The following is a 22624-nucleotide window of genomic DNA, read 5'->3' on the forward strand; positions in this document are numbered from 1 at the left end:
TGTCTAGGCCGCTCCGCGGCGGCTTTGGTCAGTCGAGAATGTGGTCGGGATCCTGGTGCGGTTGGCTCAGCGCCCATTCCCGGTTGATCATGTCGCCGAAGCCGGGTTTGGCAGGAAGCGGCTTCATCAGCCCGCCCTTGATGATTTCCGGTTGCACCAGGCTGTCCGCATAGGGGTCGACGCCGCTCCACGGCACGCCCCATTCGACCGGCTTGTCGGAAAAGCCCCAGGCGCTGAACACCTGGCTGTGCACATGCGCGAACATGTGCGGACCGAAATCGACGCCCGCGGCAAGGCACTCGTCGATGATGGCGCGGCCGCCGGTAATCCCACCCATGCAGGTCAGGTCGACGCGCACGCGGTCGACGGAGCCGGCCATGATCAGCGCTTCGGGATAGTAAGAGCCGCCCTGTTCGTCGCCTTGCCAGATCGGCATCGGCACGCGTTTGCGCAGCTCGGCGAGCTTCCTGGCGTTTCCCGGCGGGAAGATGTCTTCGATGCAGCCCATATTGAGATCGGCGAGGCGGTTGGCATAGGCGGCAGCCGCGTCGACGTCCGAGAACATCCAGACCAGATCGGTGCCGAGCCAGGCGTCCGGCGCGTTCCTGCGCGCGGCGCGCAGCCGCGCTTCGGATTCATCCAGCGTGACGCCCATTGGCGCCTTGAACCGGCGCCAGCCCGCGGCATAGAGCCCTTTCACCTGGTCGCCGATCTGCTGCGGGTTCATCAGCGCCGGCGGGTAGCCGACGATCGCGGTTGCCGGCATTGGCGCGGTTGTTCCGCCGAGGAACTCGGCGATCGACTTGTCGGCTATCTTTGCTGCCGCGTCCCATGCGGCGAGGTCGACCTGCGACAGCGCGCGCAAGCCGACACCGGCGCTGTGCGAACCGTAGCTGCGCCCCTTGGCTGTCTTGAAGGTCTTCACGCGGTCGCCAACGTCGGTACCGATATAAACTGGGGCGATGCTCTTGCGGATCTGCTCGGCGCAGGCGCCATCCCGCGTCAGCGTGAACGACCAGCCCTCATGGCCGGACTGCGTGCGCAGCCGCACGACCACGAATTCCCTTTGCTTCATCACCCAGTCGCCAAAGATCACCGGCGCCGGCAATTGGCCCTGTATGGCGGCGACGCTGATATCGACGATAGTTGAAGGACCAGGCATTCCATCCCCTCCCAAGGACCCCGGCCGACCCGGGAAAGCGGAGCAACCATAGCCCCGCGAGGCGGTTTGGTCAACCGATTGATCTGGTCTGGTCAAACGATTGACATAGATTCTCGAATTGCCTAGTCTCGCGCCACAATTTCTGGTGCGGGACCGCTTTTGTCGGCAGTCGCCAACGGTGCGAAATGCGCTCCTGCATCGCCCGCGCCTGGCTGCTTGCAGGCCGTTGCGCAGGGAAGGGTGTTGATGGGATCGATCAGCCTGCAGAAGGTCGGCAAGCTCTATGGCGCCGTTTCGGCGGTCCATGGCGTCGACCTTGAGGTCGAGGACGGCGAGTTCGTCGTCTTCGTCGGCCCGTCCGGCTGCGGCAAGTCGACATTGTTGCGCATGATCGCTGGGCTGGAATCCATCACCACCGGCAAGATCAGCATCAATGGCAAGGTGATGAACGAGGTGTCGCCGCGCGATCGCGACATTGCCATGGTCTTCCAGAACTATGCGCTCTATCCGCAAATGACGGTGCGCGAGAACATCGCCTTCGCGCTGCAGTTGCGTAAATTTGCCAAGGCCGAGATCGACCGCCGCGTCAGCGAAGCGGCGCGAATTCTCGACCTCGCCGATCTGCTTGACCGTAAGCCGCGCGAGCTCTCCGGCGGCCAGCGGCAGCGTGTCGCCATGGGCCGCGCCATTGTGCGCGATCCGGAGGCCTTTTTGCTCGACGAGCCGCTCTCCAATCTTGACGCGAAATTGCGCGTCCAGCTACGCGCCGAGCTCAGCCGCCTGCATGTGCGGCTCGGCGTCACCACAATCCATGTCACCCACGACCAGGTCGAAGCGATGACGCTCGGCAGCCGCGTCGCCGTCTTTTCGCGCGGCGCGCTGCAGCAGTACGACACGCCGCACGCGCTCTATCACGCGCCGTCCAACATTTTCGTTGCCGGTTTCATCGGCAGCCCGGCGATGAATTTCCTTGAGGCAACTGTAGTCGATGCCGGGCGCGGCAAGATGGTCGTGTCCATCGGCGACGGTCGGCTGGTTGTGACACCGAAGTCGGATGCCCACGACCTCCCGGCCGGCAGAACATTGCTGGTCGGCCTCCGGCCGGAGCACCTGTCATGGCGGCCTGCAGGCGAAGCTTCGGCCAGCGGGGGGGCAGCAAGGTGTCTGGCCGGCCGTGTCGAGCTGGTCGAACAGCTCGAACCTGAATCCTTCATCGCGGTGGCTCCAGCCAATCCCCAGGTCGTCATCCGCACCGCTGATGATTATTCGATCGGCACTCCCGCCGATCCGGCCGAGCTGGTGCGCCGGGATGCCCGCCTGATCGTGCTTCGCGTCAGCGCCGACAAGGTGCCGCGCCGCGACACGATGCTGGAACTCGTCATCGATGGTAGCCGCGCGCATCTCTTCGACGGCACCACGGGCAAGGCGCTGTGATGAGAACGCGTGCCGCCTCGAATTTCACCGAAGTCTTTGCGCTCGATCTTGGCGGGGGTCTTGTCGTCTGGCAACGAAGAAGTGGGTGTTTTCAAGCGCCCATCCGCCGCGAAGCCTGGCTGCCAGCCGGCGGACTTCCTTCAACCCTCGCCTTGCAGACGGAGAACTGACGATGCGTTCCACACTCAAGATGCCCAAGGTCGGCGATGCCGTCGATGAAGTCGTCATCAGCGAAATCCAGGCCAGCATCGGTGCCAAGATCACCGAGGGGCAAACCCTGTTCACGGTGGAGACCGACAAAACCCAGGTCGAGGTTCCCGCACCCTTCGCCGGAACCGTCATCGAGATATTGATCGCTGTCGGCGATGACGTGAGGACCGGCGCCCCGACCCTGGTGCTCGAGGTCTGACATGCCGAGGGTTCATTCGGCCCGCGACGAAAGGTTTGGCTCGTATCTCGACGACTACGAGATCGGCGACGTGTTCAAGCACTGGCCGGGCAAGACCGTTACCGAGGCCGATGACCACCTCTTTTGCCTGCTGACCATGGCGGCCAGCCCGCTCCACATCGACCGCCATTTCGCCGAGACCGAAATGGCGCAAGGCCGCAATGTCGTCGTCGGCACCTATGTCTACTCGCTGCTTCTCGGCATGAGCGTACCCGACATTTCCGGACGCGCGGTCGCCAATCTCGGCCTTAGCGAGCTGCGCCATCTCGCTCCGTTGTTCCATGGCGATACGCTCTATGGCGAGACCGAAATACTGGCGCAGCGTCCATCCGCCTCCAGGCAGGGCGAGGGGGTTTTGACCGTTCGCACGGATGGGTTCAACCAGGACCGGCTCAAAGTCTGCACATTCACGCGCTCGGTCCTGCTGCCGCTGCGCCCCGGGAAGGACGCGTGATGGACAAGCCGGCTCCGCCAGCGACCAAGACCGTGCCGAAGGCCGAAGCGTCGGGGCCGCTCGAGGGCGTCCGCGTCATCGAGCTGGCCACCGTCGTAGCCGGGCCGGGTGCCGGCCGTTATCTTGCTGATTTCGGCGCGGAGGTCATCAAGGTCGAGGGGCCGGGTGGCGACCCGACCCGCCGCATGGGGTGGACCGGTCCGGGGGAAACGGATTCCTATTTCTGGAAACTGGTCAACCGCAACAAGCAGGTCATTGCGCTCGACCTCAAGACCGATACCGGCAAGGAAAATCTCTGGTCGCTGCTGCTCGACGCCAACGTACTGATCGAGAACATGCGGCCGGGCAAGCTCGAGGCGCTGGGTTTTGCGCCGGACGAACTGCTGCGCCGCAATCCCAGGCTGGTGATCCTGCGCATCACCGGTTTCGGCCAGGATGGTCCCTATGCCATGCATCCGGGCTTCGCCACGATTGCCGAGGCGATGAGTGGGTTTTCCGGGCTCCTCGGCGAGGCCGGGGGCCCGCCGCTTCTGCCGCCGATCGCCATGACCGACGAAGTCACCGCCCTTGTCGGCGCCTTTGCGGCACTGGCGGCGCTGCGTCATGCCGAGCGGACAGGCGAAGGCCAGACAGTCGACGTCAATCTGCTCAACTCGATGTTCCAGATCATGGGGCCGTTACCGTCCGCCTATGCCCATCTCGGCTATCTGCAGCCGCGGCTCGGCTCCGGCATCCCCTACACCGTCCCGCGCGGCACCTATCGCTGCGCCGATGGCGTGTGGGTGGCGATTTCGAGCTCGTCCGATTCAGTCGCCCGCCGCGTCCTGGCCTTGATCGGTCACGGTGACGATCCCCGCTTTGCCGGCTTCCAGGCCCGCAGCCAGAACCGCGAGGCATTGGAGGCCTATGTCGCCGCCTGGGTCGCCGGCCGGCCATCCGAGGAGGTGCTGCGCGAGTTCCGCCGCGTCGATGCGGCAATCGCCAAGGTCCTTGACATGAAGGACATCTTTGACGACGAGCATTTCCGCGCCCGCGGTATGATCGCCGAAGTGGACGGCGTGGTGATGCAGAATGTCGTTGCCGGCATGTCGAAGACACCCGGCCGCCTGCGTCATCAGGGCCGTCCGTTCGACGCCGATACCGAGGCGGTGCTCGCCCGCTTCGCTGGGGGTCGGGGAGCCGCAAAGAAGCCGACGCAGAAGACCTGAACCACTTCAGTCCGGCGCGAGATTTCGGCGCAGCAATTTGCCGTTGGCGCTGCGCGGCAGGCTCGGCATGAAGAACACCTGTTTCGGCCGTTTGTAGGCGGCGAGCCTTTGCCCCGCCAGGGCGACGATATCTTCGGCGCTGACGCTGACGCCTGCCTTGCGCACGACATAGGCCGCGATGACCGAGACATCGTCGCGCACCCGGTGTTCGGCAACGGCGATCTCGGCGACGCCGGGGCAGGGCGCAAGCGCTGCCTCGACTTCCAGCGGCGAGACGCGGAAGTCGCCAGCATTCATCATGTCGCGTTCGATTTTCAGTTTCGCGACATGGAAAACCCGGATTCTGGCGGCGACAATACGCGACGTGGCGCGCGTTTCCGGCGTGTCCGTCGGAACCGTTTCACGGAGCTTGAACGCGCCTGAGACTGTCAGGCCGGAGACGTTGGGGAAGGTACGCGCTGCAATCCAGTCGCTCGGCTTCCAGCCCGATTCGCGCGCCCAGAACATGCGCCGTCGAAACACCATGACGGTTGGTTTCGTGATCGACGACATTGCCAATCCCTGGCATGCCAGTTGCTTCAAGGCGGTGGACGCGGAAATGCGCCAGCGCGGCTATTCGCTTTACCTGATGAGCACCAACGGCCGGGCCACCGAGGAGGCGGCGGCGATCGGCATGCTGCAGCATGGGCGGGCCGACGGCATGATCATGACCATCAACAACGAACAGGATGCGCGCACCATCAAGCGCTTGAAGGAGTTGCGGATTCCATCAGTACTGCTCGATCGCGACGTTCCGCTCGAGATCGACGCGGTGCTGACCGAGCACGCCACCGGGTTACGGCAGGCGACAAGCTATCTGATCGAACTCGGGCACCGTCGCATTGCCATCATCACGGCCGGCAGCGACATCAGGCCGGGCCGTGAACGGGTGCGCGCTTCGTCGAGGCGTTCCGGCGCAGCGGCCTGCCGGTGACGCAGGACCTGATCCGCTCGCAAAGCCTCTCGGTGGACTTCGGTTTCCGCGAGGCCACCGCCCTGTTGCAGATGAAGGAGCGTCCAACCGCCATCATCGCCGCCGGCAACCGCATTCTGGTCGGCGTGCTGCGCGCCATCCAGCAGCAAGGCGTTTCGGTCCCGGGCGATATCTCGCTGATTGGCTGCGACAGGTCGGACGTCGCGTTGCTTTATCCCTGCCCGATCACGCTCATCGACCGGGCCGTCGAGGAGATCGGCCGCACCGCGGCACAGCTTCTGCTGGAGCGGCTCGGCGGCCAGAGCGAGCGGCCGGCGCAACGCATCGCCTTTCCGACCCATCTGATCCTCGGCGGCTCCTGCTTGCCCGTCCCGAAATAGAGGCGGTTCACGGCCTGGGTACTGCCGAATTGGATCGTTCTCTATTCAGATCAGGTCGGCTCTGGCGAGGTCGCGCATCAGATGGCTGGCGCCATAGGTCCAGTGCGGGCAGTCGGGTGACAGCCGCACGCGGTTGACCAAGGCGCCGAACTTCTCCGACGAGATGGTGACGATGTCGCCGACCTTGTGGGTAAAACCCTTGCCTTTTTCGCCGCGATCCTTCGACGGCACGAACATCGTGCCGAGATAGAGCGCGAGCCCGTCCGGGTACTGGTGGTGCGGCCCCATCGCGGCGGCGACCAACTCTTCCGGCGAACGGCTGATCTCGGCCATCGAACTGGCGCCCTCCAGCGAGAACCCGTCCTCGCCCTCGACCTTCAGCCGTACGACCGCCTTCTTCACGTCGCCGATGGAAAATGTCTCGTCGAACAGCCGGATAAAGGGGCCAAGTGCTGCCGAAGCGTTGTTGTCCTTGGCTTTGCCGAGCAGGAGCGCCGAGCGTCCCTCGACGTCGCGCAGATTGACGTCGTTGCCGATCGTCGCCCCGACAATCCTGCCGCTGCTGGCGGCAATCATGGCGATCTCCGGCTCCGGATTGTTCCATGTCGAAACCGGATGCAGGCCAACATCGGCGCCGAAGCCGACCGAGGCCATCGGCTGGCATTTGGTGAAGATCTCGGCATCGGGCCCGATGCCGACTTCCAGATATTGCGACCAGGCGCCGCGCGCGATCAGCTTGGCCTTGATCTCCATCGCTTCCGGCGAGCCGGGTTTGAGCTTCGACAGATCGTGGCCGATCAGCCCGGCGATGTCGGCTCGAATGGCGTCGGCCTTCTCCGCCGAGCCGCGCGCCTGTTCCTCGATGACGCGCTCGAGCAGGCTGACGACAAAGGTAACGCCAGACGCCTTGATCGCCTGCAGGTCGACGGGGGACAGCAGGTACGGCGTTCCCGGATCGCGCGCTGTCTCGAAACTGTTGGCGGCAATGGCTTCGAGCGGGCCGATCGGCCGCCCCTTGGCCGAGCGGACGTGTCCTGCCGGATCCGGCAATTCGCAAATGTCGCGTACGGTCGGTGCCACATTTGACGTGATGTCGAAGACCGTGCCGTCGCGCACCGTGACCACCAGCGGATGGGAAGCATCGCTCGTCCGGGCGCGGCCTACGAAGAGGCCCTCGGCGGGCAAATGTGTGGCGTTCGTCATGACTTGCGTTTCCTGTTGTCTTGTCCTTTGGCCGCGGCACTTTCAACAAATTCCCGCCAAACGTCTATCCCGCTTCCAGGGTGAGCTTTGTCAATTCTTTCCAGCGGTCTTCGCATCGCTGGACCTTGATCGAGCCTGACGTGCGCCAATGGCCATGGAAAACGCTCTTTCAAAATAATGAAACCGTCGCTAGGGTTTTCACTTACTGAAATCTCCAGGTGACGCTTGCGCTTACGGTTTTCCGATCCAATCTGGCAAAAGCCGCGGACAGCAACCGCGTTCCAGTCGCTTTTTCCAGCCGGCCGACGCGTCGATGTCGTCATCGTCGGCGGCGGCATCATGGGGCTGTCGACGGCCTTGCACGCCGCCCGGCTCGGTCTTGCCGTCCAGGTGCTGGACGCCGGCGAAATCGGCAATGGCGCATCCGGCCTGAACGGCGGTCAGGTCATTCCCGGCCTGAAATACGATCCGGACTGGCTGCTGGAGCATTTTGGTCTGGAGCGCGGCGAAGCGCTCGTCAACTTTGCCGCCTCGACCGCTGACACCGTCTTCGAATTGATCCGCGACGAAGGACTGGCGGTGCCGTTCGTCCGTAATGGCTGGATCCAGGCGGCGCATACCGGGACCGCGCTAAAAGCGGCGGCAAACCGGGATCGGCAGTGGCGCGCCCGCGGCGCAGATGTCCGGCTGCTGAGCGCGACGGAGATTGCGACGATGACCGGCGCGCAAGGCTATCTCGGCGGCTGGCTCGATCGCCGCGCCGGTGTCATCGATCCGCTCGCCTACACGTCGGAACTGGCGCGCGTCGCTGCCGCGGCGGGCGTGAAGATCGCCGAACGCCAGAACGTGATGCAGATCAGCAAGGGTGCTGGCATTTGGCACGTTTCGGCGGAAAGCGGCGCCGAACTGAAGGCCAAGGCGGTCGTTCTGGCGACCAACGCCTATACCGGCGGCCTGCTTCCCGGCCTCGCCGAGACGATCGTTCCGCTGCATTCCTTCCAGATCGCGACAGCGCCGCTATCGTCCAATCTCGCTGCGGCGATCCTGCCGGAAGGGCAGCCGGTTTCGGATTCGCGCCGCATCCTCGTCTATTACCGCAAGAGTGCCGACGGCCGGCTGGTGCTCGGCGGGCGCGGCCGCATGGCTTTGCCGAACGGCCCGGCCGACTGGGCGCATCTTGAACGCGCGCTGCTGCGGCTTTATCCGGCGCTGTCAGACATTGCCATTGAAAAGCGGTGGTTCGGCCGGGTGGCAATGACGCCGGACCATCTCCCGCATATCCACGAGCCAGAGAAGGGTCTGCTGGCGGTCGTCGGCTGCCAGGGCCGCGGCATCGGCCTGATGACCGCGCTTGGCGAGCGCATCGCCTCCTATCTGTCGAGCGGCGACACCAGGCAATTGCCGTTCCCGATATCGCCGATCCGGCCGATCCCTTTTCACGCGTTTCGGCAGGTCGGCGTTGCCGCGACCATCGCCTGGTACCGGATGCTGGACGCGTTCGAACGCTGACTTTCATTCCCAAGGGTGAAACAGCTTGACAGTTTCACCAATATGAAAAAAGCTTAGTCGATTTCAAATTTCGACGGACAGTCAATGTCGACCATTGCCGCAACGCAGCCGCTGCCGGAAACCCGGTCTTCGCCAGGCTTCCGTTTCGCTATGCTGCTGCCCGGCGGGCTGGTCACCTTTCTGCTGATCCTTTTCGCCCTTGGCTTGGTGTTCTTCCTTGCCTTCCGCGGCAATGACGGCTCGCTGCTGGGGGCTGGTTTTACCCTTGCGAATTTCGTCACTGTGGCCACCGATCCACTGTACTGGACGGTGACGCTGCGCTCGCTGGGCATCGCCGGCCTGGTCGCGCTCGCAACCGTCGTCACCGCCTATCCCGTCGCCTATTATCTGGCTTTCCATGCCGGGCGGCGGCGTGGGCTGCTGCTGTTCCTGCTGACCCTGCCGTTCTGGACCAGCTATCTCCTGCGCGTCTTCGCCTGGAAGATCGTGCTTGCCTATAATGGCGTGCTGAACTCGGCGCTGATTGAAAGCGGCATCTGGTCGGAGCCGACATTGGCGTTCTTGAATACGCCGGCAGCAGTCGTCGTCACGCTCGCCCACGCTTATGCGCCATTCGCTATCCTGCCCATCTACGTGGCGCTGGACACGATCCCGAAATCGCTGCTCGAAGCCGCTTCCGATCTCGGCGCAAAACCGTTCACCAGCTTCCGCCGCGTCGTGCTGCCCAATTCGATGCCCGGCGTGCTGGCTGCGGCCCTCGTCGTTTTTGTGCCGACCGTCGGCGACTACGTCACCCCGGCGCTGGTCGGCGGCCCTGCCAGCACGATGATCGGCACACTGATCCAGGCCGAGTTCGGCAAGGCCAATGACTGGCCGTTCGGCGCCGCACTCGCCGTCGCCGTCATGCTTGTCATTCTCGCCGTGGTGCTGGTGGTGCGCTTCGCCGACCGCCGATACCGCAGCCGCACATGAACACAGCGCGTATCGATGCAAGGCAGGGCGGCGGCTGGCTCGGTGCCTATGTCCTTGCCTATCTGGTGTTCCTGTATTTGCCGATATTGCTGATCCCGCTGTTTTCCTTCAACAATTCCGTCCAGGCGGCATTTCCCCTGCAAGGCTTTACGCTTGAATGGTACGGCACGCTGTTAGGCAATTCGGCGCTGTCCGGTGCGCTCGCCAACAGCCTCGTCATCGGCGCCATTGCCGCCACCGGCGCCACGCTCTGTGGCATCACGGTGTCCTACATGGACCTCTACGGACGCTCGCCGCTGGCCGCCACCATCAGTGCCATAGCGCGGCTGCCGATCCTGATCCCAGGGGTCATCGTCGGCATATCGCTGCTCATCCTCGTCAACCTCGCCGGCTTTGGGCCGTCGCGCATTGCCATTGTGCTCGGCCACATATTGGTGGCGCTGCCGGCGACGGTGGTGGTCATGCGCAGCCGCTTCGCCGCCATCCCGAAGACCATCCGTGAGGCAGCGCTCGACCTCGGCGCCTCCGACTGGACGACCTTCAGGCGGGTGATGCTGCCACTCAGCCTGCCCGCCATTATCTCGGCGTTCATGCTGGCCTTCCTGACCTCGTTCGACGAGTTCATCGTCGCCTTCTTCCTTGCCGGTACCGAGCCGACGCTGCCGCTTTATATCTGGAGCCAGCTGCGCTTCCCGAAATCGCTGCCGACCGTCATGGCGCTGGGCACGGCGATCTTGGCCGTGTCCTTCGTCACCGCCGCACTCGCCGAAATCCTGCGCCATCGCGGGCTTGCCGCCGCTCAGCGGCCAGCGACCGCCAGCCTGTCAAAACCAGAAGAAACCGAAAGAGGAGAACTGCAATGGCATTCGACCTGAAATCGATAACGACAAAGACAGCGAAAACCGGACTGGCCGCCTTCGCGCTGGCGCTTGCGTCGACTGTCGCTTTTGCCGGCGACAAGCTGCAATATTTCACCTGGTCGGGCTATGAGCTGCCCGACTTCAACAAGAGCTTCCTCGCCGCGCACCCGGATGGTGTCGAAGCCTCGATGTTCGGCGACGACGATGACGCTTTCACCAAGGTCAAGGCCGGCTTCCGCCCCGATGTCGCGCACCCATGCTATGACAAGGTGGCGCGCTGGAACAAGGAAGGCCTGCTGCAGCCGATCGACACCAAGCGCATCATGAACTGGGATTCGATCTTCCCGGTCTTCAAGAACCTGCCCGACCTGCAGGCCGGCGACGGCAAGGTCTGGATGGTGCCGTGGGACTGGGGCAACACCTCGATTCTCTACCGCACCGATCTGGTGAAGAACCCGGAAGCGAGCTGGAACCTGCTCTGGGACAAGCAATATGCCGGGCGCATGGCGACCATCGATGCCGTCCACGACACTCCGGTGGTGGCGGCCCTTCTTGCCGGCGTCAATCCATTCGACATGACGGCGGAACAGATGGACAAGGTTGCGGAGAAACTGCGCGAGCAGCGCCCGCTGCTCTCAAACTACACCACAGACATGACATCGGTCGAACAGGCGCTGGCCAGCGGCCAGCTGGTCGCCGCCATGACCTGGAATGCCTCGGCCACGTCGCTGAAGAAGCAAGGCGTGCCTGTCGAGTTCATGAAGCCGAAGGAAGGCATGCTTACCTGGGCTTGCGGTTTCGTCATGCTCAAGGACGCCAAGAACGTCGACCTCGCCTATGACTTCATCAACAGCCGGCTGGAAACGGACTCGGGCAAATACCTGATCCAGGCCTATGGCTATGGCAGCTCGACCAGCTCGGCTTTCGCTGCCGTGCCGAAGGAGGAGCTGGAGAAATTGCAGCTGCCGTCCGATCCGGAAGTGATGTTGAAGACCACCATCTTCACCGGGCCGATGAAACAGAATGATGAACTCGCCAAGGTGTTCGAGAAGGTCAAGGCGGGCGGCTGAGCCTGCTTCTTCCTTCTCCCGCAAGGGGAAGGGAAAGCGTTGGCAAAAAGGACGAATGGATGGACATGCTGGACGAAGCGGCTGAGAAGCCGAAGGACGACGCCGACGTCAGGGTCGGCCGGCGCGTGCGGGCGCTCAGGCTGGAGCGTAATCTCTCGCTGGCCGAACTTGCAGCCAAAGCCGGCGTCTCGATCGGAGCGCTGAGCCAGATCGAGCGCGGCATGTCGTCATTGCGGGTCCGAGTGATCTGGCCGCTCGCCGCCGCCCTCGACATCGAGCCGTCCGCGCTGATCGCCGACGGCAACGACGCCGGCAACGATCTTTATTGTGTGCGCGCCAACAGCCGGCGTCAGATCCCGGTCAAGTCGGAAGGCATCGCCAAGTCGCTGCTGTCGCCGCCGGCTGCTGCGCTGACCGGCATGCTGGTGACGGTGGAGGCCGGTGGCGGCACCGCCGAAGCCTACGCCCATGCCGGCCATGAATTCGGGTTCGTCCTTTCGGGCGAGGTCGAGCTGGTGGTCGATTCGACCAGATACGGCCTGAAGGCCGGCGACAGCTTCGCCTTCAAGAGCACCTTGCTGCATGCTTTCCGCAATCCGGGCAGCGAGCGCTGCCAGATCCTGTGGGTCAACACGACCAAGCCGTCCGAGGTTCGCGATGGCACCTGATCCACTCGTCCGGCTGGACAAGGTCTCCAAGATATTCCCCGGCAGCATCGTCGGGCTCGATGCCGTCGATCTCGATATTTCGCGCGGCGAGTTCCTGACCCTGCTCGGACCATCCGGCTGCGGCAAGACCACCAGCCTGCGGGTCATCGCCGGCTTCGAAAGCCCGTCGAGCGGCAAGGTTCTGCTCGAAGGCCGCGACATCAGTGCGCTCAGGCCCTTCGACCGTCCGGTCAATACCGTATTCCAGGACTACGCGCTGTTCCCGCACATGAACGTCGCCGAAAATGTCGGCTTCGGCTTGTCGCTGCGCAAGCTCTCCGGTGCCGAACAGGCAAAGCGCGTCGGCGCAGCGCTCGACATGGTCGGCCTTGCTGAAAAGCTCGGCGCCCGCGTGTCCGAATTGTCGGGTGGCCAGCGCCAGCGCGTCGCGCTTGCCCGCGCCATCGTCTGCGAACCGCGCGTGCTGCTGCTCGACGAGCCGTTGTCGGCGCTCGATGCGCATCTGCGCGAACAGATGCAGGTCGAATTGAAGCGACTGCAGTCGCGCCTCGGCACCACTTTCGTCATGGTCACGCACGACCAGACCGAGGCGCTGTCGATCTCTGATCGCATCGTCGTCATGAACAAAGGCCGCATCGAGCAGATTGCGCCGCCGGCGACCCTCTACGACCGGCCCGCCACCAAATTCGTTGCCAGCTTCATCGGCACGATGAACCTTCTGCAGTCGCGCTTCGTCGGCCGTGACGGCGAGCGCTTGCGGTTCGCCGCCGGCGCCCTGCCGCTGGAAGCGGTTTCGGAGACGGGCGAACTGCCTGGCGAGGGCACGGTGCGCACCATCGGCGTGCGTCCAGAGGATTTTTTGGCGACGACCGAAGCGGCGGCCGGCACTGTACCGGTGCGGGTGAACAGCATCGTCTTCCACGGCCGCACCTTGCGCCTTCATGCGGAGCTGGGGCAGGGGACACAGGTGGTGATCGACGCGCCGCGCCGGGCGGAGGGTTTTCAATTCAGCGTCGGCGACGTGGCGCATATCAGCCTGCGCCGTGGCGCCAACTGCCCTATGCTGTCCAGCTAGGCAACGGCCGCGAATACGCCGACCGGGCGATCCACGATTTCCTCGAGATCAAGGGCATCATCGGCGACGGCGCCTGAGCCATCAACATACGGCCGACCGAAATGTGGTTGCGAGCGTTGGTGCTGCCAGTACCGGCGCCCGTATCATTTTCGTTTGATTTGTTCCCTTTTTGTTCTATTCTGCTTGGCTGGGCGGGAATGGCTTTGAGAGGAGCAATGAACATGAATGAGCTGCCCGCATTCAGGATCACCGAAAACGGCCAAGCCGTGTTCAACTGGCAGGAGCTGGATCGGCGCTGGAATGACCGGCTGTTCTTCGCCATTCTTCTTGAAAGTACGATCGCCGTGCCGCTTGCACGCCGGGCCGCCGTCTGGCGGCGAGAATCGGGATTGCGAGGGCAAGTGTTTCCGGCGGAACGCCTGCACATCTCGCTTATTGGGCTCGGCGACTATGATGGACTGCCGGAGGAATTGGTCAAAATCGCCCGCCACGTCGCCTCGATGGTCCAGGCGAACCGTTTGAGGTGTCGTTCGATCGGTTGTCGGCTTTCGGCGGCGGTGCGTTGGTGCTGCGTGGCAGCGACGGCGTCCCGCCGCTGCAAGCGTTCTGGCGCAATCTTACCGCCCTGATCGCCGACAGCCCGCTGAAGCCCTTTGTGGGGAGCTCCTTTGAACCTCATGTTACATTGCTTCGTGACAAATTGCGGGTTCAAAGGGTTCGAGAACGGGCGATCGAACCCATCAGCTGGACCGTACGTGACTTTGTGCTCATCCGCAGTCTGATCCGGCAAGGCCGGTACGAAGAGCTCGGGCGCTGGCGGTTGAACGGCCACGACGATTCCGTGGCCGCAATGTGAGCCAAGCCAGGGTCCCCTCAGATCGTCTTGACGTAGCCCGCCAACTGATCCGCCACCGTGCCCCAGCCGTCGTAAAAGCCCATCTCCTCGTGGCTGTTGCGCGTGGCTTCGTCGCGGTGGATAGCGGTCGCGGTGTAGCGCGTCGCCTCGCCCTGCGATTGCAGCGATATGACGGCTGTGATGAATGGGTCGCCTGACGGCCGGTAGCCGGGCAGCAGCGCATCGGTCCACACCAGCCGCTCGTTCTGGACGATCTCGAGGTAGCAGCAACGCCTGTCGTTGACCTCCTTGCCGTCGGGCGACTGCATGCGGGTGCGGAACAGACCGCCGGGCCGCAGGTCGATCTCGCAATCGGTGATGATCCACGGCTTCGGCGTGAACCATTGGCGGACATGCTCGGGCTTCGTCAAGGCCGTCCACAGCAGTTCTCGTGGCGCCTCGATCGTCCGTTCGAGCACGAGGTCGAGCTTCGGATCGGGTTGAAAAAACGCGACCATATTCATCTGTCTGTCTCCTTGAGTTTCAGCACGTAGTCGTCGAACTGGTCGAGACGGCGCTCCCACAGCTCACGCTGCTCGGCCAGCCAGCTTTCCGCGAGCTTCAGCGGCTCCGGCGCAAGCCGGTAGGTCCTGACGCGGCCGGCCTTCTCCGAACGCACCAGCCCGCAGCCTTCCAAAACCCTGAGATGCTCGATGAAGGATGGCAGGGCCATCTCGAACGGCTGGGCAAGCTCGCTGACCGAGGCGGGGCTTCGGTTCAGCCGCTCGACCACGCGCCGCCGGGTCGGATCGGCGAGCGCACGGAAAATGCCGTCGATCGGTGGGGGGCTTTCGGTCTGCAGGCTCGTCATGGTCATTTCCTTGCCTCGGCCATTCCGCGTGACCAAAATTAGCTCGGGAAAATAGTTAGGAAAATTCCTTACTATTGGCAAGCGCAAAAATCACGGATGCCTGGCAAGGCAGCTGGAAAAGTGAGAGGCACGGTTTTAGGGTGCCATCAGATTCGACCGATCCGAGGAAGCGTTTTGACGATCACCATGTACGGCATCACCAATTGCGATACGGTCAAGAAGGCGCGTTCCTGGCTGGCGAGCCATGATGTTGCCTATCGCTTTCACGATTACAGGGCAGACGGGCTTGACGCGGATCGGCTGAACGGCTGGTCAGGCAAGGTCGGCTGGGAAATCCTGCTCAACAAGGCGAGCACGACGTTTCGCGAACTGTCGGAGGAGGACAGACTGGGTCTGGACGAGAACAAGGCCAAGGCGCTGATGCTGGCCAAACCGACGATGATAAAGCGACCGGTGCTGGAACTTGGCGACAGGGTTCTCGTTGGCTTCAAGCCTGATGTTTATCAGCAGGCGGTGAGTGGGAAATAGGACCGACCCGCCGCGATCCGTCGCGCCCCCTCTGTCCTGCCGGACATCTCCCACTCTAGTGGGGTGATTGGATGTCACTTCGGCGTTCGCTAGTCTCCAAAGAAGGGCGCTTTCGGCGAAGCTGCCAATCTCCCCCCTTGGGGGCCCACGAGGGGGAGATGTCCGGCAGGACAGAGAGGGGTGCTGTCCCGCCGGCGTGACTAATTGTTCTCACGCAAATAGCTAGCCAGTGCCACCGCATTGTTGTGCGCCTCGTCATGGGCGCCGTAGAGCAGCGTCACCTTGCCTTCACGGAGCAAGGCGCGCAGTTCCGCCACCGCCTCGCCGTTCCGTTCAAGCTCATCGCGGTATCGCCGCTGGAACTCCGCCCAGCGCGCCGGCTCATGGCCGAACCATTTGCGCAACGCGTCGCTTGGCGCGATGTCCTTTAGCCAGGCCGTCAGCGCCGCGTCCTGCTTGGCGATGCCGCGCGGCCATATGCGATCGACGAGCACCCGCTGCCCGTCATCGGGCGCCGGCGGCTCATAGATGCGCTTGACCGCGAGCTCCATTGCCAACTCCGCATGGGCCAGCAGGCGCCGATGCTTGCTGGCCTTCGCTTAGCGATCCCGGGCCTAAACCCACTCGCCCTTGCGCATCACCGGCACGCGGCTGCCGTCCTTGTGGATGCCGTCTATGTCGATCTTGTCGGAGCCGATCATCCAGTCGATGTGGATGAAACTCTTGTTGCCGCCGCGCGCCGCGATCTCGTCCTGGCTGAGCGAGGCGCCGTCGACGAAGCACTTCGAGTAGCACTGGCCGAGCGCAATGTGGCAGGCGGCGTTCTCGTCGAACAGCGTGTTGAAAAACAGCAGCCCGCTCTTGGCGATCGGCGAGGAATGCGGCACCAGCGCCACCTCGCCGAGACGGCGCGAGCCTTCGTCGGTGTCCAGCACCTTTTGCAGCACATCCTCGCCCTTCGTGGCCTTGGCCTCGACAATGCGCCCCGCCTCGAAACGCACCGCAATGCCGTCGATCAGCGTGCCCTGGTAGGACAGCGGCTTGGTGCTGGTGACATGACCCTCGACGCGCCTTGCATGCGGCGTGGTGAAAACCTCTTCGGTCGGGATGTTGGGGTTGCAGGTGATGCCGTTCTTGGCGGTCGAGGCACCACCCATCCACTCGTGGCCTTCGGCCAGTCCGACGGTCAGGTCGGTGCCGGGGCCGGTGAAATGCAGTGCGTGGAAATTGTGGCCGTTCAGCCATTCGGTGCGGCTCTTCAACGCCGCATTGTGCGCCGTCCAGTTGCCGATCGGGTCTTCGACGTCCACCCGCGAGGCCGCAAAGATGGCGTCGGCTAGCTTGGCCACGGCGACGTCTTCGGCGTCGTCCGGGAAAACCTGCTTGGCCCAGGCCTGATCGGGATAGGCGACGATGTTCCAGTTGATATCGAAGCCGGTGATCTTCTCCAGCGCCGGCTGGTAAGCCATCGAATTCGCCTTGTTGGCACGCGCCACCTTTGCCGGGTCCTGAGAAGAAAGCAGCGACGGATCCTCGCCGCGCACGGCAAGCCTCGCCGCATTATTGGCGAAGGCTTTTGCCATGCCTTCAAAGAGCCAGCCGGCGGCGCGGTCGAAGCCGGCGTCGGCGCCGTAGCGGAAGCGCGCCAGCGTGATCTCGTCATCGTTGAAGATCGGCGTCACCAGGCCCGCACCTGCCTTGTAGGCGTGCTCGACGATCCGCCGCGTCAAAGGCAGCGCTGCAATAGACGAGGTCAGCACCAGATCCTGCCCCGGCTGCAATTGCAGCCCAACCTTGACGGCGACCTCCGCCAGCCTGTCGAGCTTTACCGGGTCGATGGTTGCGGAAACGCCGCGCGAATGTGTGGTCATGATCCTGCCTGTCGTGATTGGGGACTGTTTCTTACATAGACCGGCGCTGCCGCCCTTTCCACCGTGATGATGTCGGCAGGTTTAGCTGGCACTCTCGAGCGACCTGAACTGCGCCATCGTCGCCTCGATCTCTTGGCGCACCCAGATCTTGAAATCCCTGACCTTGCGGCTTTCGCTCTTGCTGGCCGAAGTCACCAGCCAATAGCCGAGGCCGCTCTGCGCGCGTACGCCGAACGGCGCGACGAGCCGGCCGTCGGCCAGTGCGTCGGCGGCCAGCAACTGCCAGCCGAGCATGACGCCGTGACCGGCAATCGCCGATTCCAGGCACAGCATCGGATCGGTGAAGCGCGCGCCCTTCATGAAGGTGACCGGCTCCACCCCCGCCGCTTCGAACCAGCTCTCCCAGCTGATCATCGACCTTTCGTCGGTGATCGCACAGGTCAAAGCAAGGTCCTCGATCGATTTCAGCTTGCTGGCGATCACCGGTGCACAGACCGGAAACACCTCCTGCGCCAGCAGCAATTCTGCCCGCCCGCCCGGCCATTTGCCGTCGCCGAGCCGGATGGCGACGTCGATGTCCGAGCGATCGAGATCGGCAAGCCGCACCGAGGCATCGATGCGCAGGAGCACGTTCGGATGGCGGGCGAAATGCCGCGACAGCCGCGGCAGCAGCCATTTCGAGGCGAAAGCCGGCGCCACCGAAACCACCAGCGTGCACTCCGAGCTTTCATCGGCAAGCGCTATCGCCTGTGCGAGTTCGCGAAACCCGGCGCTGAGCCGCGCGGTAAAGACGATGCCGAATTCCGTCGCCACCAGACCGGCTGGCGTTCGTTCGAACAGCGCCCGGGCGAGCTGCTTTTCGGTCCGGTTGATCTGCTGGCTGACGGCGCTGACCGAGACGTTGAGCTCGCCGGCCGCCGCCCCAAGCGAGCCCAGGCGCGCGACGGCTTCGACGGCGCGCAAGCCGTTGAGATGGACACGGTTCAGCATAGCCATACAGTTTATCTAAACTCGTCCGGCTGAAATCTCAATTGCCAGGCGCTGCCGAATGCCGGATTCTAAGTGGGCTACTCAGAGTGAGGAGGCAATCTGATGAAGATTTTGTCATGGCTCGGCGCCTTTTCCCCGATCGGAACGCAGCCACACCGGCATGACAGCGAGGCCATCAACTGGGTGACCGATCCGCTGGCGCATCCGGTGCTCGACACCATGTCGGAGCGCGAGCTCGCCGACATGCCGTTCAGGCTGACCGCGGGTCGTACCCGCTTCGAGGCGGCCCCGCCAAGGACCTGCTGCGGCTGAACAAGGACTTGCTGGCACTTCAGGCGAGCCGGCCGCGGACGAGGCTGCGCAGCCCTTCTGGCCCAATAAAAGGCGGATTGTCTCACCGGCAGGCGCACCTATTGTGCACCGCGATGAACATCGCTTCGCCTTTGCGCCTCGCAATCGCCGGCATGATCGCCCTGGCCGTGGCCATGGGCATCGGCCGCTTCGTCTATACGCCGATCCTGCCCGGCATGATGGAAGAGCTCGGCCTGTCGCCGGCCGATGCCGGCTGGATCGCATCGGCCAATTATCTCGGCTACCTCGTCGGCGCGCTTGCCGCTACCGGCGGCTGGGCGCAAGGCCGCGAGCGCCAGCTGATGCTGGCCGGCCTTGCCGCCACCGCGATCCTCGCCGGCCTGATGGGCCTGAGCGGCACGATGGCCGCGTTTCTCGTCATCCGCTTTCTTGCCGGCCTCGCCAGCGCCTTTGTCCTGGTCTTCATGACCAGCATCGTTTTCGGCCATCTCGCCGCGACGGGGCGAAACGACCTGCAGGCGCTGTATTTCGGCGGTGTCGGCCTCGGCATCACCGCGTCCTCGGCGCTGTTGGCAGTCCTCGTCACCGAACATGCCGGCTGGGCGGCGGGCTGGCTGTGGTCCGCGGTGATTTCGGCCTGCGGCTTTGCCGCCGTCGCCTTGCTGGCCGGCGGCACCTCGGCCGCGAACAGCACCACCGGGAGCGAGCCGGCACTGCCAAAAAACCCGTCACTGGTGAAGATCATTGTCGCCTACGGCCTGTTCGGCTTCGGCTACATCGTCACGGCGACGTTCCTGGTCGCCATCGTCCGCCAGGGCGGCGGCGGCCGCGTCTTCGAGGCCGTGGTCTGGATGGTCACCGGGCTTGCCGGTTTCCCATCGGTCTGGCTGTGGCAGAAGCTCGCGGCTAAAATCGGGCTCTATGCCACCTACGCCTTGGGGTGCCTGGTCGAGGTGGTCGGCGTCAGCGCCAGTGTCGTCATGGGCGGGTGCACCGGGCCGCTGCTCGGCGGCCTTCTTGTCGGCGGCACCTTCATTGCCATCACCGCGCTTGGCCTGCAGGCCGGCAGGCAGCTTGCTCCGCAAGCACCACGCCGGATGCTGGCGGTAATGACGGCCGCCTTCGGCCTTGGCCAGATCATCGGCCCGATCGTCGCCGGGCTGCTTGCGCAGGCCTCGGGTAACTTTTTCCTTGCCTCGATCGTGGCCGCCGCCGTCCTGCTAGCCTCCGGCGCGATCGCCTGGTCGGCTGCGCCAAAATCGCCATGATTATGGTCTTGCTCGGCACCGGGCGTCGGGTAGCGGGCATTTTCTTTCCCACTAATGTGTGACTTTATGCCCGCTGAACCCGCTGATTTGCGCATCGACCGAGGATTTTCCCACAGTGTTTGTATCGTTTTTTCCGCAGCCGAAGCTGTTTTTCACCTCGGCGGCCGTCTGGAGCCTTCTGCTCGTTGTTCTTTGGTTTTTCGGCGGCGAACACCTCGGCACGATGCTTGGCATGCCGCCAGTCGATCCGCAGGCAGCGCCTGTCATAAGCCCAGTGAGATTCCTGACGCCGTCATTCCTCTGGTTCTACGGATATTTCTTCGCTGGTATCGGCATATTTTACCTTTTTTGGGCGCTGTACGCCCCCCATCCCTGGCAGAATTGGTCGATCCTTGGTTCTGGTTTGGTTGTTTTTGTCACTAATTTCATCGTCCAGATAAGTGTGGCGCTGAACGATTGGCGTGGCATGTTCTACGACATGGTGCAGAGGGCCCTGACCACGCCCGGCTCTGTCACGCCTGCCGAGCTTTACTACGGAGTGTGGCAGTTCCTCTCTTTGGCGCTGGTCTATATGACCATCGCGGTTTTGAACGTCTTCTTCGTCAGGCACTATGTCTTCCGCTGGCGGACGGCCATGAACGACTATTTTACCGCCTATTGGCCGAGGCTACGTCATATCGAAGGGGCGTCGCAGCGCGTTCAGGACGACACGATGCGCTTCTCGAGCACAATGCAAGGGCTGGGAGTGAACTTCATCGATTCCGTTATGACCCTCATCGCATTCCTGCCCTTGCTGGCAGCTCTGTCTCGTCATGTCCCAACCCTTCCCATCGTCGGAGCGATTCCCTATCCACTGGTCATCGCCGCAATCGTGTGGTCGTTGTTCGGCACTGGGTTGTTGGCCGTGGTCGGGGTCAAGCTTCCTGGCCTGGAATTTCGGAATCAACGGGTTGAAGCCGCTCTGCGCAAGGAACTTGTCCTTGGTGAGGACGATATGGCAAGAGCGCAACCGCCAACCCTAGCTGAGCTGTTCGCGAATGTTCGGAAGAACTATTTCACCCTCTACGCTCATTATGTCTACTTCGACATGGTCCGGTATCTCTATCTCCAGGTAGACAATGTTTTCGCCACACTTATTCTTGTTCCGACTCTCGCTGTAGGCAAGATAAGCTTCGGCATTTTTCAGCAGGTCGTCTCCGCCTTTTCCCAAGTCGCCAGTTCGTTCCAGTATCTCGTCAATTCCTGGCCTACTATCGTCGAGTTGATTTCTATCTACAAACGTCTGCGCGCGTTCGAAGCGACCCTTGAAGGGGCACCGCTGCCGGTAATCGATCAGCACTATCTGGAACGGGAGCAAGCTGGCCTGCGCCCTGAGGATCAGCCAGCAAGCTAAGAAAATCGGGTGGAGGGCGCTGGGCGGCTCAGCCGCCCACCGCCGTCTGCCTTTCTCCGCGCCGCGCAACATAATCGCGAAAACTGATGCACTCGACGTCCGCTTTGATGCAGACCTCGCCGGCAAAGCGTTCCAGCGCGTTCCAGTAGGCGCCGTCGTTCATCAGCGTGAAGTGGAAGCCGAGCTCCAGCGGAATGCGCTTGCCCCGGTATTGCGCATCGAAGGCGGCGCGGAACGCGTGATAGGCCCGGTCAGCGAACTCTTCTGCCATGCTCGGCCGCTCGAAGCCGCCGGAATGTCTGACATAGAGATTGTAGTCCATGGCGATCACCCGCCTTGAGCTCGGCCCTTCCGGGATCTGCGGCAGCGAAAAACGCGTGATGCCGCTGACGGTCGGTGGCTCAACCGGCCCACGCGAGACGCCGCTTGCGTCGAGCAGGAAACCGGCCGCAGGCAGCGCCTCGTAGAGCGCCTTGTTTGCCGACAGATAAGGCGCGCGGAAGCCGACCACTGCCTTGCCTGCGAAATCGCGCCAGCCCTTTGGTTCGGGTGCAATGCCGTTGATCGAATAGGCGTTTTCGAGAACATGCTTGAACGAGCCGAACTCGCTTAGCCAGTCGGCTTTGCTCCAGTCCTTGCCGTCGAAATGGCCGCAGCCATGGCTGCCGATATCGTGGCCTTCCGAGGCGGCGAGGTTGATCTGCTCGAGCCGCTCGGCGACTTCCTGTTTGGAGGCGGCAAAGCCGATGTTCGATTTGCCTTCTGTCTTGCCGGGCGCGGTGTATTCCTTGCGCGTCTCGGGCGACAGCAGGAATACGCAGGAGACGAAATAGGTGAAATGCGCACCCGTGCGTGCGGCCAGCGCCCGGCTGCGCTGCCACTGCGAAATGTCGCGGGCGCTGTCGAATGAGATGATGACGATCTGCTTCGGTTTTGCCGGCGGCGCCGGCGGGTCGGCGCAAGCCGCGCCGGCAGCAAACACGGCAATGGAAAACGCAACAACGCGGGACAAACGGGGCAAAGGCATCTGACCGGGTCAAGGAATGTAGAAGCGACGCCTACCGGTGAAATATGGCACGGGTACGATCGACCTGTCGGCCGCCGTTGGCGGCGACTGCCTCGTGAATAGGCGATTTTCCT

Annotated in this window: 28 protein-coding genes; 18 read left to right on the forward strand and 10 right to left on the reverse strand. The window is 63.3% G+C overall.

Annotated features, from left to right (window positions below; genetic code table 11):
- Window positions 1–28 precede the first annotated feature (28 nt).
- Window positions 29–1162, reverse strand: coding sequence for an enolase C-terminal domain-like protein (locus X760_RS76125; protein ID WP_023716822.1), 1134 nt, complete (start codon window positions 1160–1162; stop codon window positions 29–31).
- Between the two features lie 246 nt (window positions 1163–1408).
- Between X760_RS76125 and ugpC the strand changes: the two genes are divergently transcribed.
- The 4 genes from ugpC (at window position 1409) to X760_RS42580 (ending at window position 4706) form a co-directional block, all read left to right on the forward strand.
- The gene (gene ugpC, locus X760_RS42565; protein WP_023716823.1) at window positions 1409–2596 is read left to right on the forward strand and encodes a sn-glycerol-3-phosphate ABC transporter ATP-binding protein UgpC; all 1188 of its coding nucleotides are present in this window, start codon (window positions 1409–1411) and stop codon (window positions 2594–2596) included.
- A 172-nt stretch (window positions 2597–2768) separates the two neighbouring features.
- A complete protein-coding gene (locus tag X760_RS77085) occupies window positions 2769–3005 on the forward strand; it encodes a biotin/lipoyl-containing protein (protein ID WP_023716824.1) in 237 nt (78 codons plus the stop codon).
- 1 nt (window position 3006) lies between these two features.
- Window positions 3007–3498, forward strand: a complete 492-nt coding sequence (locus X760_RS42575) for a MaoC family dehydratase (RefSeq protein WP_023716825.1) — start codon at window positions 3007–3009, stop codon at window positions 3496–3498.
- Window positions 3498–4706, forward strand: coding sequence for a CoA transferase (locus tag X760_RS42580; RefSeq protein ID WP_023716826.1), 1209 nt, complete (start codon window positions 3498–3500; stop codon window positions 4704–4706). Before X760_RS42575 ends, X760_RS42580 begins: the two co-directional genes overlap by 1 nt.
- Before the next feature lie 6 nt (window positions 4707–4712).
- Here X760_RS42580 and X760_RS77735 read toward each other — a convergent pair whose 3' ends face one another.
- Window positions 4713–5258: a hypothetical protein gene (locus X760_RS77735; protein ID WP_245278492.1), complete on the reverse strand. Its 546-nt coding sequence runs from the start codon at window positions 5256–5258 to the stop codon at window positions 4713–4715.
- Here X760_RS77735 and X760_RS78775 point away from each other — a divergent pair.
- Together X760_RS78775 and X760_RS78780 are read left to right on the forward strand one after the other, a co-directional pair.
- Window positions 5230–5679, forward strand: a complete 450-nt coding sequence (locus X760_RS78775; protein ID WP_023716828.1) for a hypothetical protein — start codon at window positions 5230–5232, stop codon at window positions 5677–5679. The two genes, X760_RS77735 and X760_RS78775, sit on opposite strands and share 29 nt — an antisense overlap.
- Window positions 5676–6059 carry a substrate-binding domain-containing protein gene (locus X760_RS78780; protein WP_023716829.1) on the forward strand — a complete coding sequence of 128 codons (384 nt, stop codon included), beginning with the start codon at window positions 5676–5678 and terminating at the stop codon, window positions 6057–6059. The genes X760_RS78775 and X760_RS78780 overlap by 4 nt, the downstream gene beginning before the upstream one ends.
- A gap of 45 nt (window positions 6060–6104) precedes the next feature.
- Here the strand turns inward: X760_RS78780 and X760_RS42595 are convergent, their stop codons facing one another.
- Together X760_RS42595 and X760_RS77090 are read right to left on the reverse strand one after the other, a co-directional pair.
- A complete protein-coding gene (locus X760_RS42595; protein ID WP_023716830.1) occupies window positions 6105–7262 on the reverse strand; it encodes a fumarylacetoacetate hydrolase family protein in 1158 nt (385 codons plus the stop codon).
- Window positions 7259–7603: a hypothetical protein gene (locus tag X760_RS77090; protein WP_198030456.1), complete on the reverse strand. Its 345-nt coding sequence runs from the start codon at window positions 7601–7603 to the stop codon at window positions 7259–7261. The genes X760_RS42595 and X760_RS77090 overlap by 4 nt, the downstream gene beginning before the upstream one ends.
- Here X760_RS77090 and X760_RS42600 point away from each other — a divergent pair.
- The 8 genes from X760_RS42600 to X760_RS79025 all read left to right on the forward strand — a co-directional run bounded on the left by X760_RS42600 (window position 7602) and on the right by X760_RS79025 (window position 14272).
- Window positions 7602–8771, forward strand: coding sequence for an FAD-dependent oxidoreductase (locus tag X760_RS42600; RefSeq protein ID WP_348633199.1), 1170 nt, complete (start codon window positions 7602–7604; stop codon window positions 8769–8771). The two genes, X760_RS77090 and X760_RS42600, sit on opposite strands and share 2 nt — an antisense overlap.
- Window positions 8772–8855: 84 nt before the next feature.
- The gene (locus X760_RS42605) at window positions 8856–9743 is read left to right on the forward strand and encodes an ABC transporter permease (RefSeq protein WP_023716832.1); all 888 of its coding nucleotides are present in this window, start codon (window positions 8856–8858) and stop codon (window positions 9741–9743) included.
- Window positions 9740–10618, forward strand: coding sequence for an ABC transporter permease (locus X760_RS42610; protein ID WP_023716833.1), 879 nt, complete (start codon window positions 9740–9742; stop codon window positions 10616–10618). Before X760_RS42605 ends, X760_RS42610 begins: the two co-directional genes overlap by 4 nt.
- Window positions 10603–11673, forward strand: coding sequence for an ABC transporter substrate-binding protein (locus tag X760_RS42615; RefSeq protein WP_023716834.1), 1071 nt, complete (start codon window positions 10603–10605; stop codon window positions 11671–11673). Before X760_RS42610 ends, X760_RS42615 begins: the two co-directional genes overlap by 16 nt.
- Window positions 11674–11732: 59 nt before the next feature.
- Window positions 11733–12341, forward strand: coding sequence for a cupin domain-containing protein (locus X760_RS42620; RefSeq protein WP_023716835.1), 609 nt, complete (start codon window positions 11733–11735; stop codon window positions 12339–12341).
- Entirely contained in the window at window positions 12331–13416 is a 1086-nt protein-coding gene (locus X760_RS42625; RefSeq protein WP_023716836.1) for an ABC transporter ATP-binding protein, read from the forward strand. The genes X760_RS42620 and X760_RS42625 overlap by 11 nt, the downstream gene beginning before the upstream one ends.
- 116 nt (window positions 13417–13532) lie before the next feature.
- Complete coding sequence (locus tag X760_RS77745; protein ID WP_245278493.1) at window positions 13533–14045, forward strand: hypothetical protein; 513 nt, start codon at window positions 13533–13535, stop codon at window positions 14043–14045.
- Window positions 13982–14272, forward strand: coding sequence for a hypothetical protein (locus X760_RS79025; protein WP_348633201.1), 291 nt, complete (start codon window positions 13982–13984; stop codon window positions 14270–14272). The genes X760_RS77745 and X760_RS79025 overlap by 64 nt, the downstream gene beginning before the upstream one ends.
- Window positions 14273–14289: 17 nt before the next feature.
- Here X760_RS79025 and X760_RS42635 read toward each other — a convergent pair whose 3' ends face one another.
- Window positions 14290–14769 carry an SRPBCC family protein gene (locus X760_RS42635; RefSeq protein ID WP_023716838.1) on the reverse strand — a complete coding sequence of 160 codons (480 nt, stop codon included), beginning with the start codon at window positions 14767–14769 and terminating at the stop codon, window positions 14290–14292.
- 2 nt (window positions 14770–14771) lie between these two features.
- On the reverse strand, window positions 14772–15122 hold the full coding sequence (locus tag X760_RS42640; protein ID WP_031193345.1) for a metalloregulator ArsR/SmtB family transcription factor: 351 nt from the start codon (window positions 15120–15122) through the stop codon (window positions 14772–14774).
- Between the two features lie 174 nt (window positions 15123–15296).
- Here X760_RS42640 and X760_RS42645 point away from each other — a divergent pair, with 174 nt between their 5' ends.
- Complete coding sequence (locus X760_RS42645; RefSeq protein ID WP_023716840.1) at window positions 15297–15650, forward strand: ArsC family reductase; 354 nt, start codon at window positions 15297–15299, stop codon at window positions 15648–15650.
- A gap of 200 nt (window positions 15651–15850) precedes the next feature.
- Here the strand turns inward: X760_RS42645 and X760_RS42650 are convergent, their stop codons facing one another.
- The 3 genes from X760_RS42650 to X760_RS42660 form a co-directional block, all read right to left on the reverse strand.
- Window positions 15851–16207: a DUF488 domain-containing protein gene (locus X760_RS42650; RefSeq protein WP_023716841.1), complete on the reverse strand. Its 357-nt coding sequence runs from the start codon at window positions 16205–16207 to the stop codon at window positions 15851–15853.
- 57 nt (window positions 16208–16264) lie between these two features.
- The gene (locus X760_RS42655) at window positions 16265–17521 is read right to left on the reverse strand and encodes an aminopeptidase (protein WP_023716842.1); all 1257 of its coding nucleotides are present in this window, start codon (window positions 17519–17521) and stop codon (window positions 16265–16267) included.
- An 81-nt stretch (window positions 17522–17602) separates the two neighbouring features.
- Window positions 17603–18517 (reverse strand): LysR substrate-binding domain-containing protein, encoded by a 915-nt coding sequence (locus tag X760_RS42660; protein WP_023716843.1) that lies wholly within the window; start codon window positions 18515–18517, stop codon window positions 17603–17605.
- 96 nt (window positions 18518–18613) lie between these two features.
- Here X760_RS42660 and X760_RS42665 point away from each other — a divergent pair, with 96 nt between their 5' ends.
- The 3 genes from X760_RS42665 to sbmA all read left to right on the forward strand — a co-directional run bounded on the left by X760_RS42665 (window position 18614) and on the right by sbmA (window position 21484).
- A complete protein-coding gene (locus X760_RS42665; RefSeq protein ID WP_036244137.1) occupies window positions 18614–18823 on the forward strand; it encodes a hypothetical protein in 210 nt (69 codons plus the stop codon).
- Window positions 18824–18936: 113 nt separating this feature from the next.
- Window positions 18937–20091: a YbfB/YjiJ family MFS transporter gene (locus X760_RS42670; RefSeq protein ID WP_031193349.1), complete on the forward strand. Its 1155-nt coding sequence runs from the start codon at window positions 18937–18939 to the stop codon at window positions 20089–20091.
- Window positions 20092–20206: 115 nt separating this feature from the next.
- The gene (gene sbmA, locus X760_RS42675; RefSeq protein ID WP_023716846.1) at window positions 20207–21484 is read left to right on the forward strand and encodes a peptide antibiotic transporter SbmA; all 1278 of its coding nucleotides are present in this window, start codon (window positions 20207–20209) and stop codon (window positions 21482–21484) included.
- A 28-nt stretch (window positions 21485–21512) separates the two neighbouring features.
- Here sbmA and X760_RS42680 read toward each other — a convergent pair whose 3' ends face one another.
- Window positions 21513–22505 (reverse strand): polysaccharide deacetylase family protein, encoded by a 993-nt coding sequence (locus X760_RS42680; RefSeq protein WP_023716847.1) that lies wholly within the window; start codon window positions 22503–22505, stop codon window positions 21513–21515.
- Window positions 22506–22624: the final 119 nt, after the last annotated feature.

It is taken from the genome of Mesorhizobium sp. LSHC420B00 (assembly GCF_000503055.1).
Lineage (GTDB): Bacteria > Pseudomonadota > Alphaproteobacteria > Rhizobiales > Rhizobiaceae > Mesorhizobium.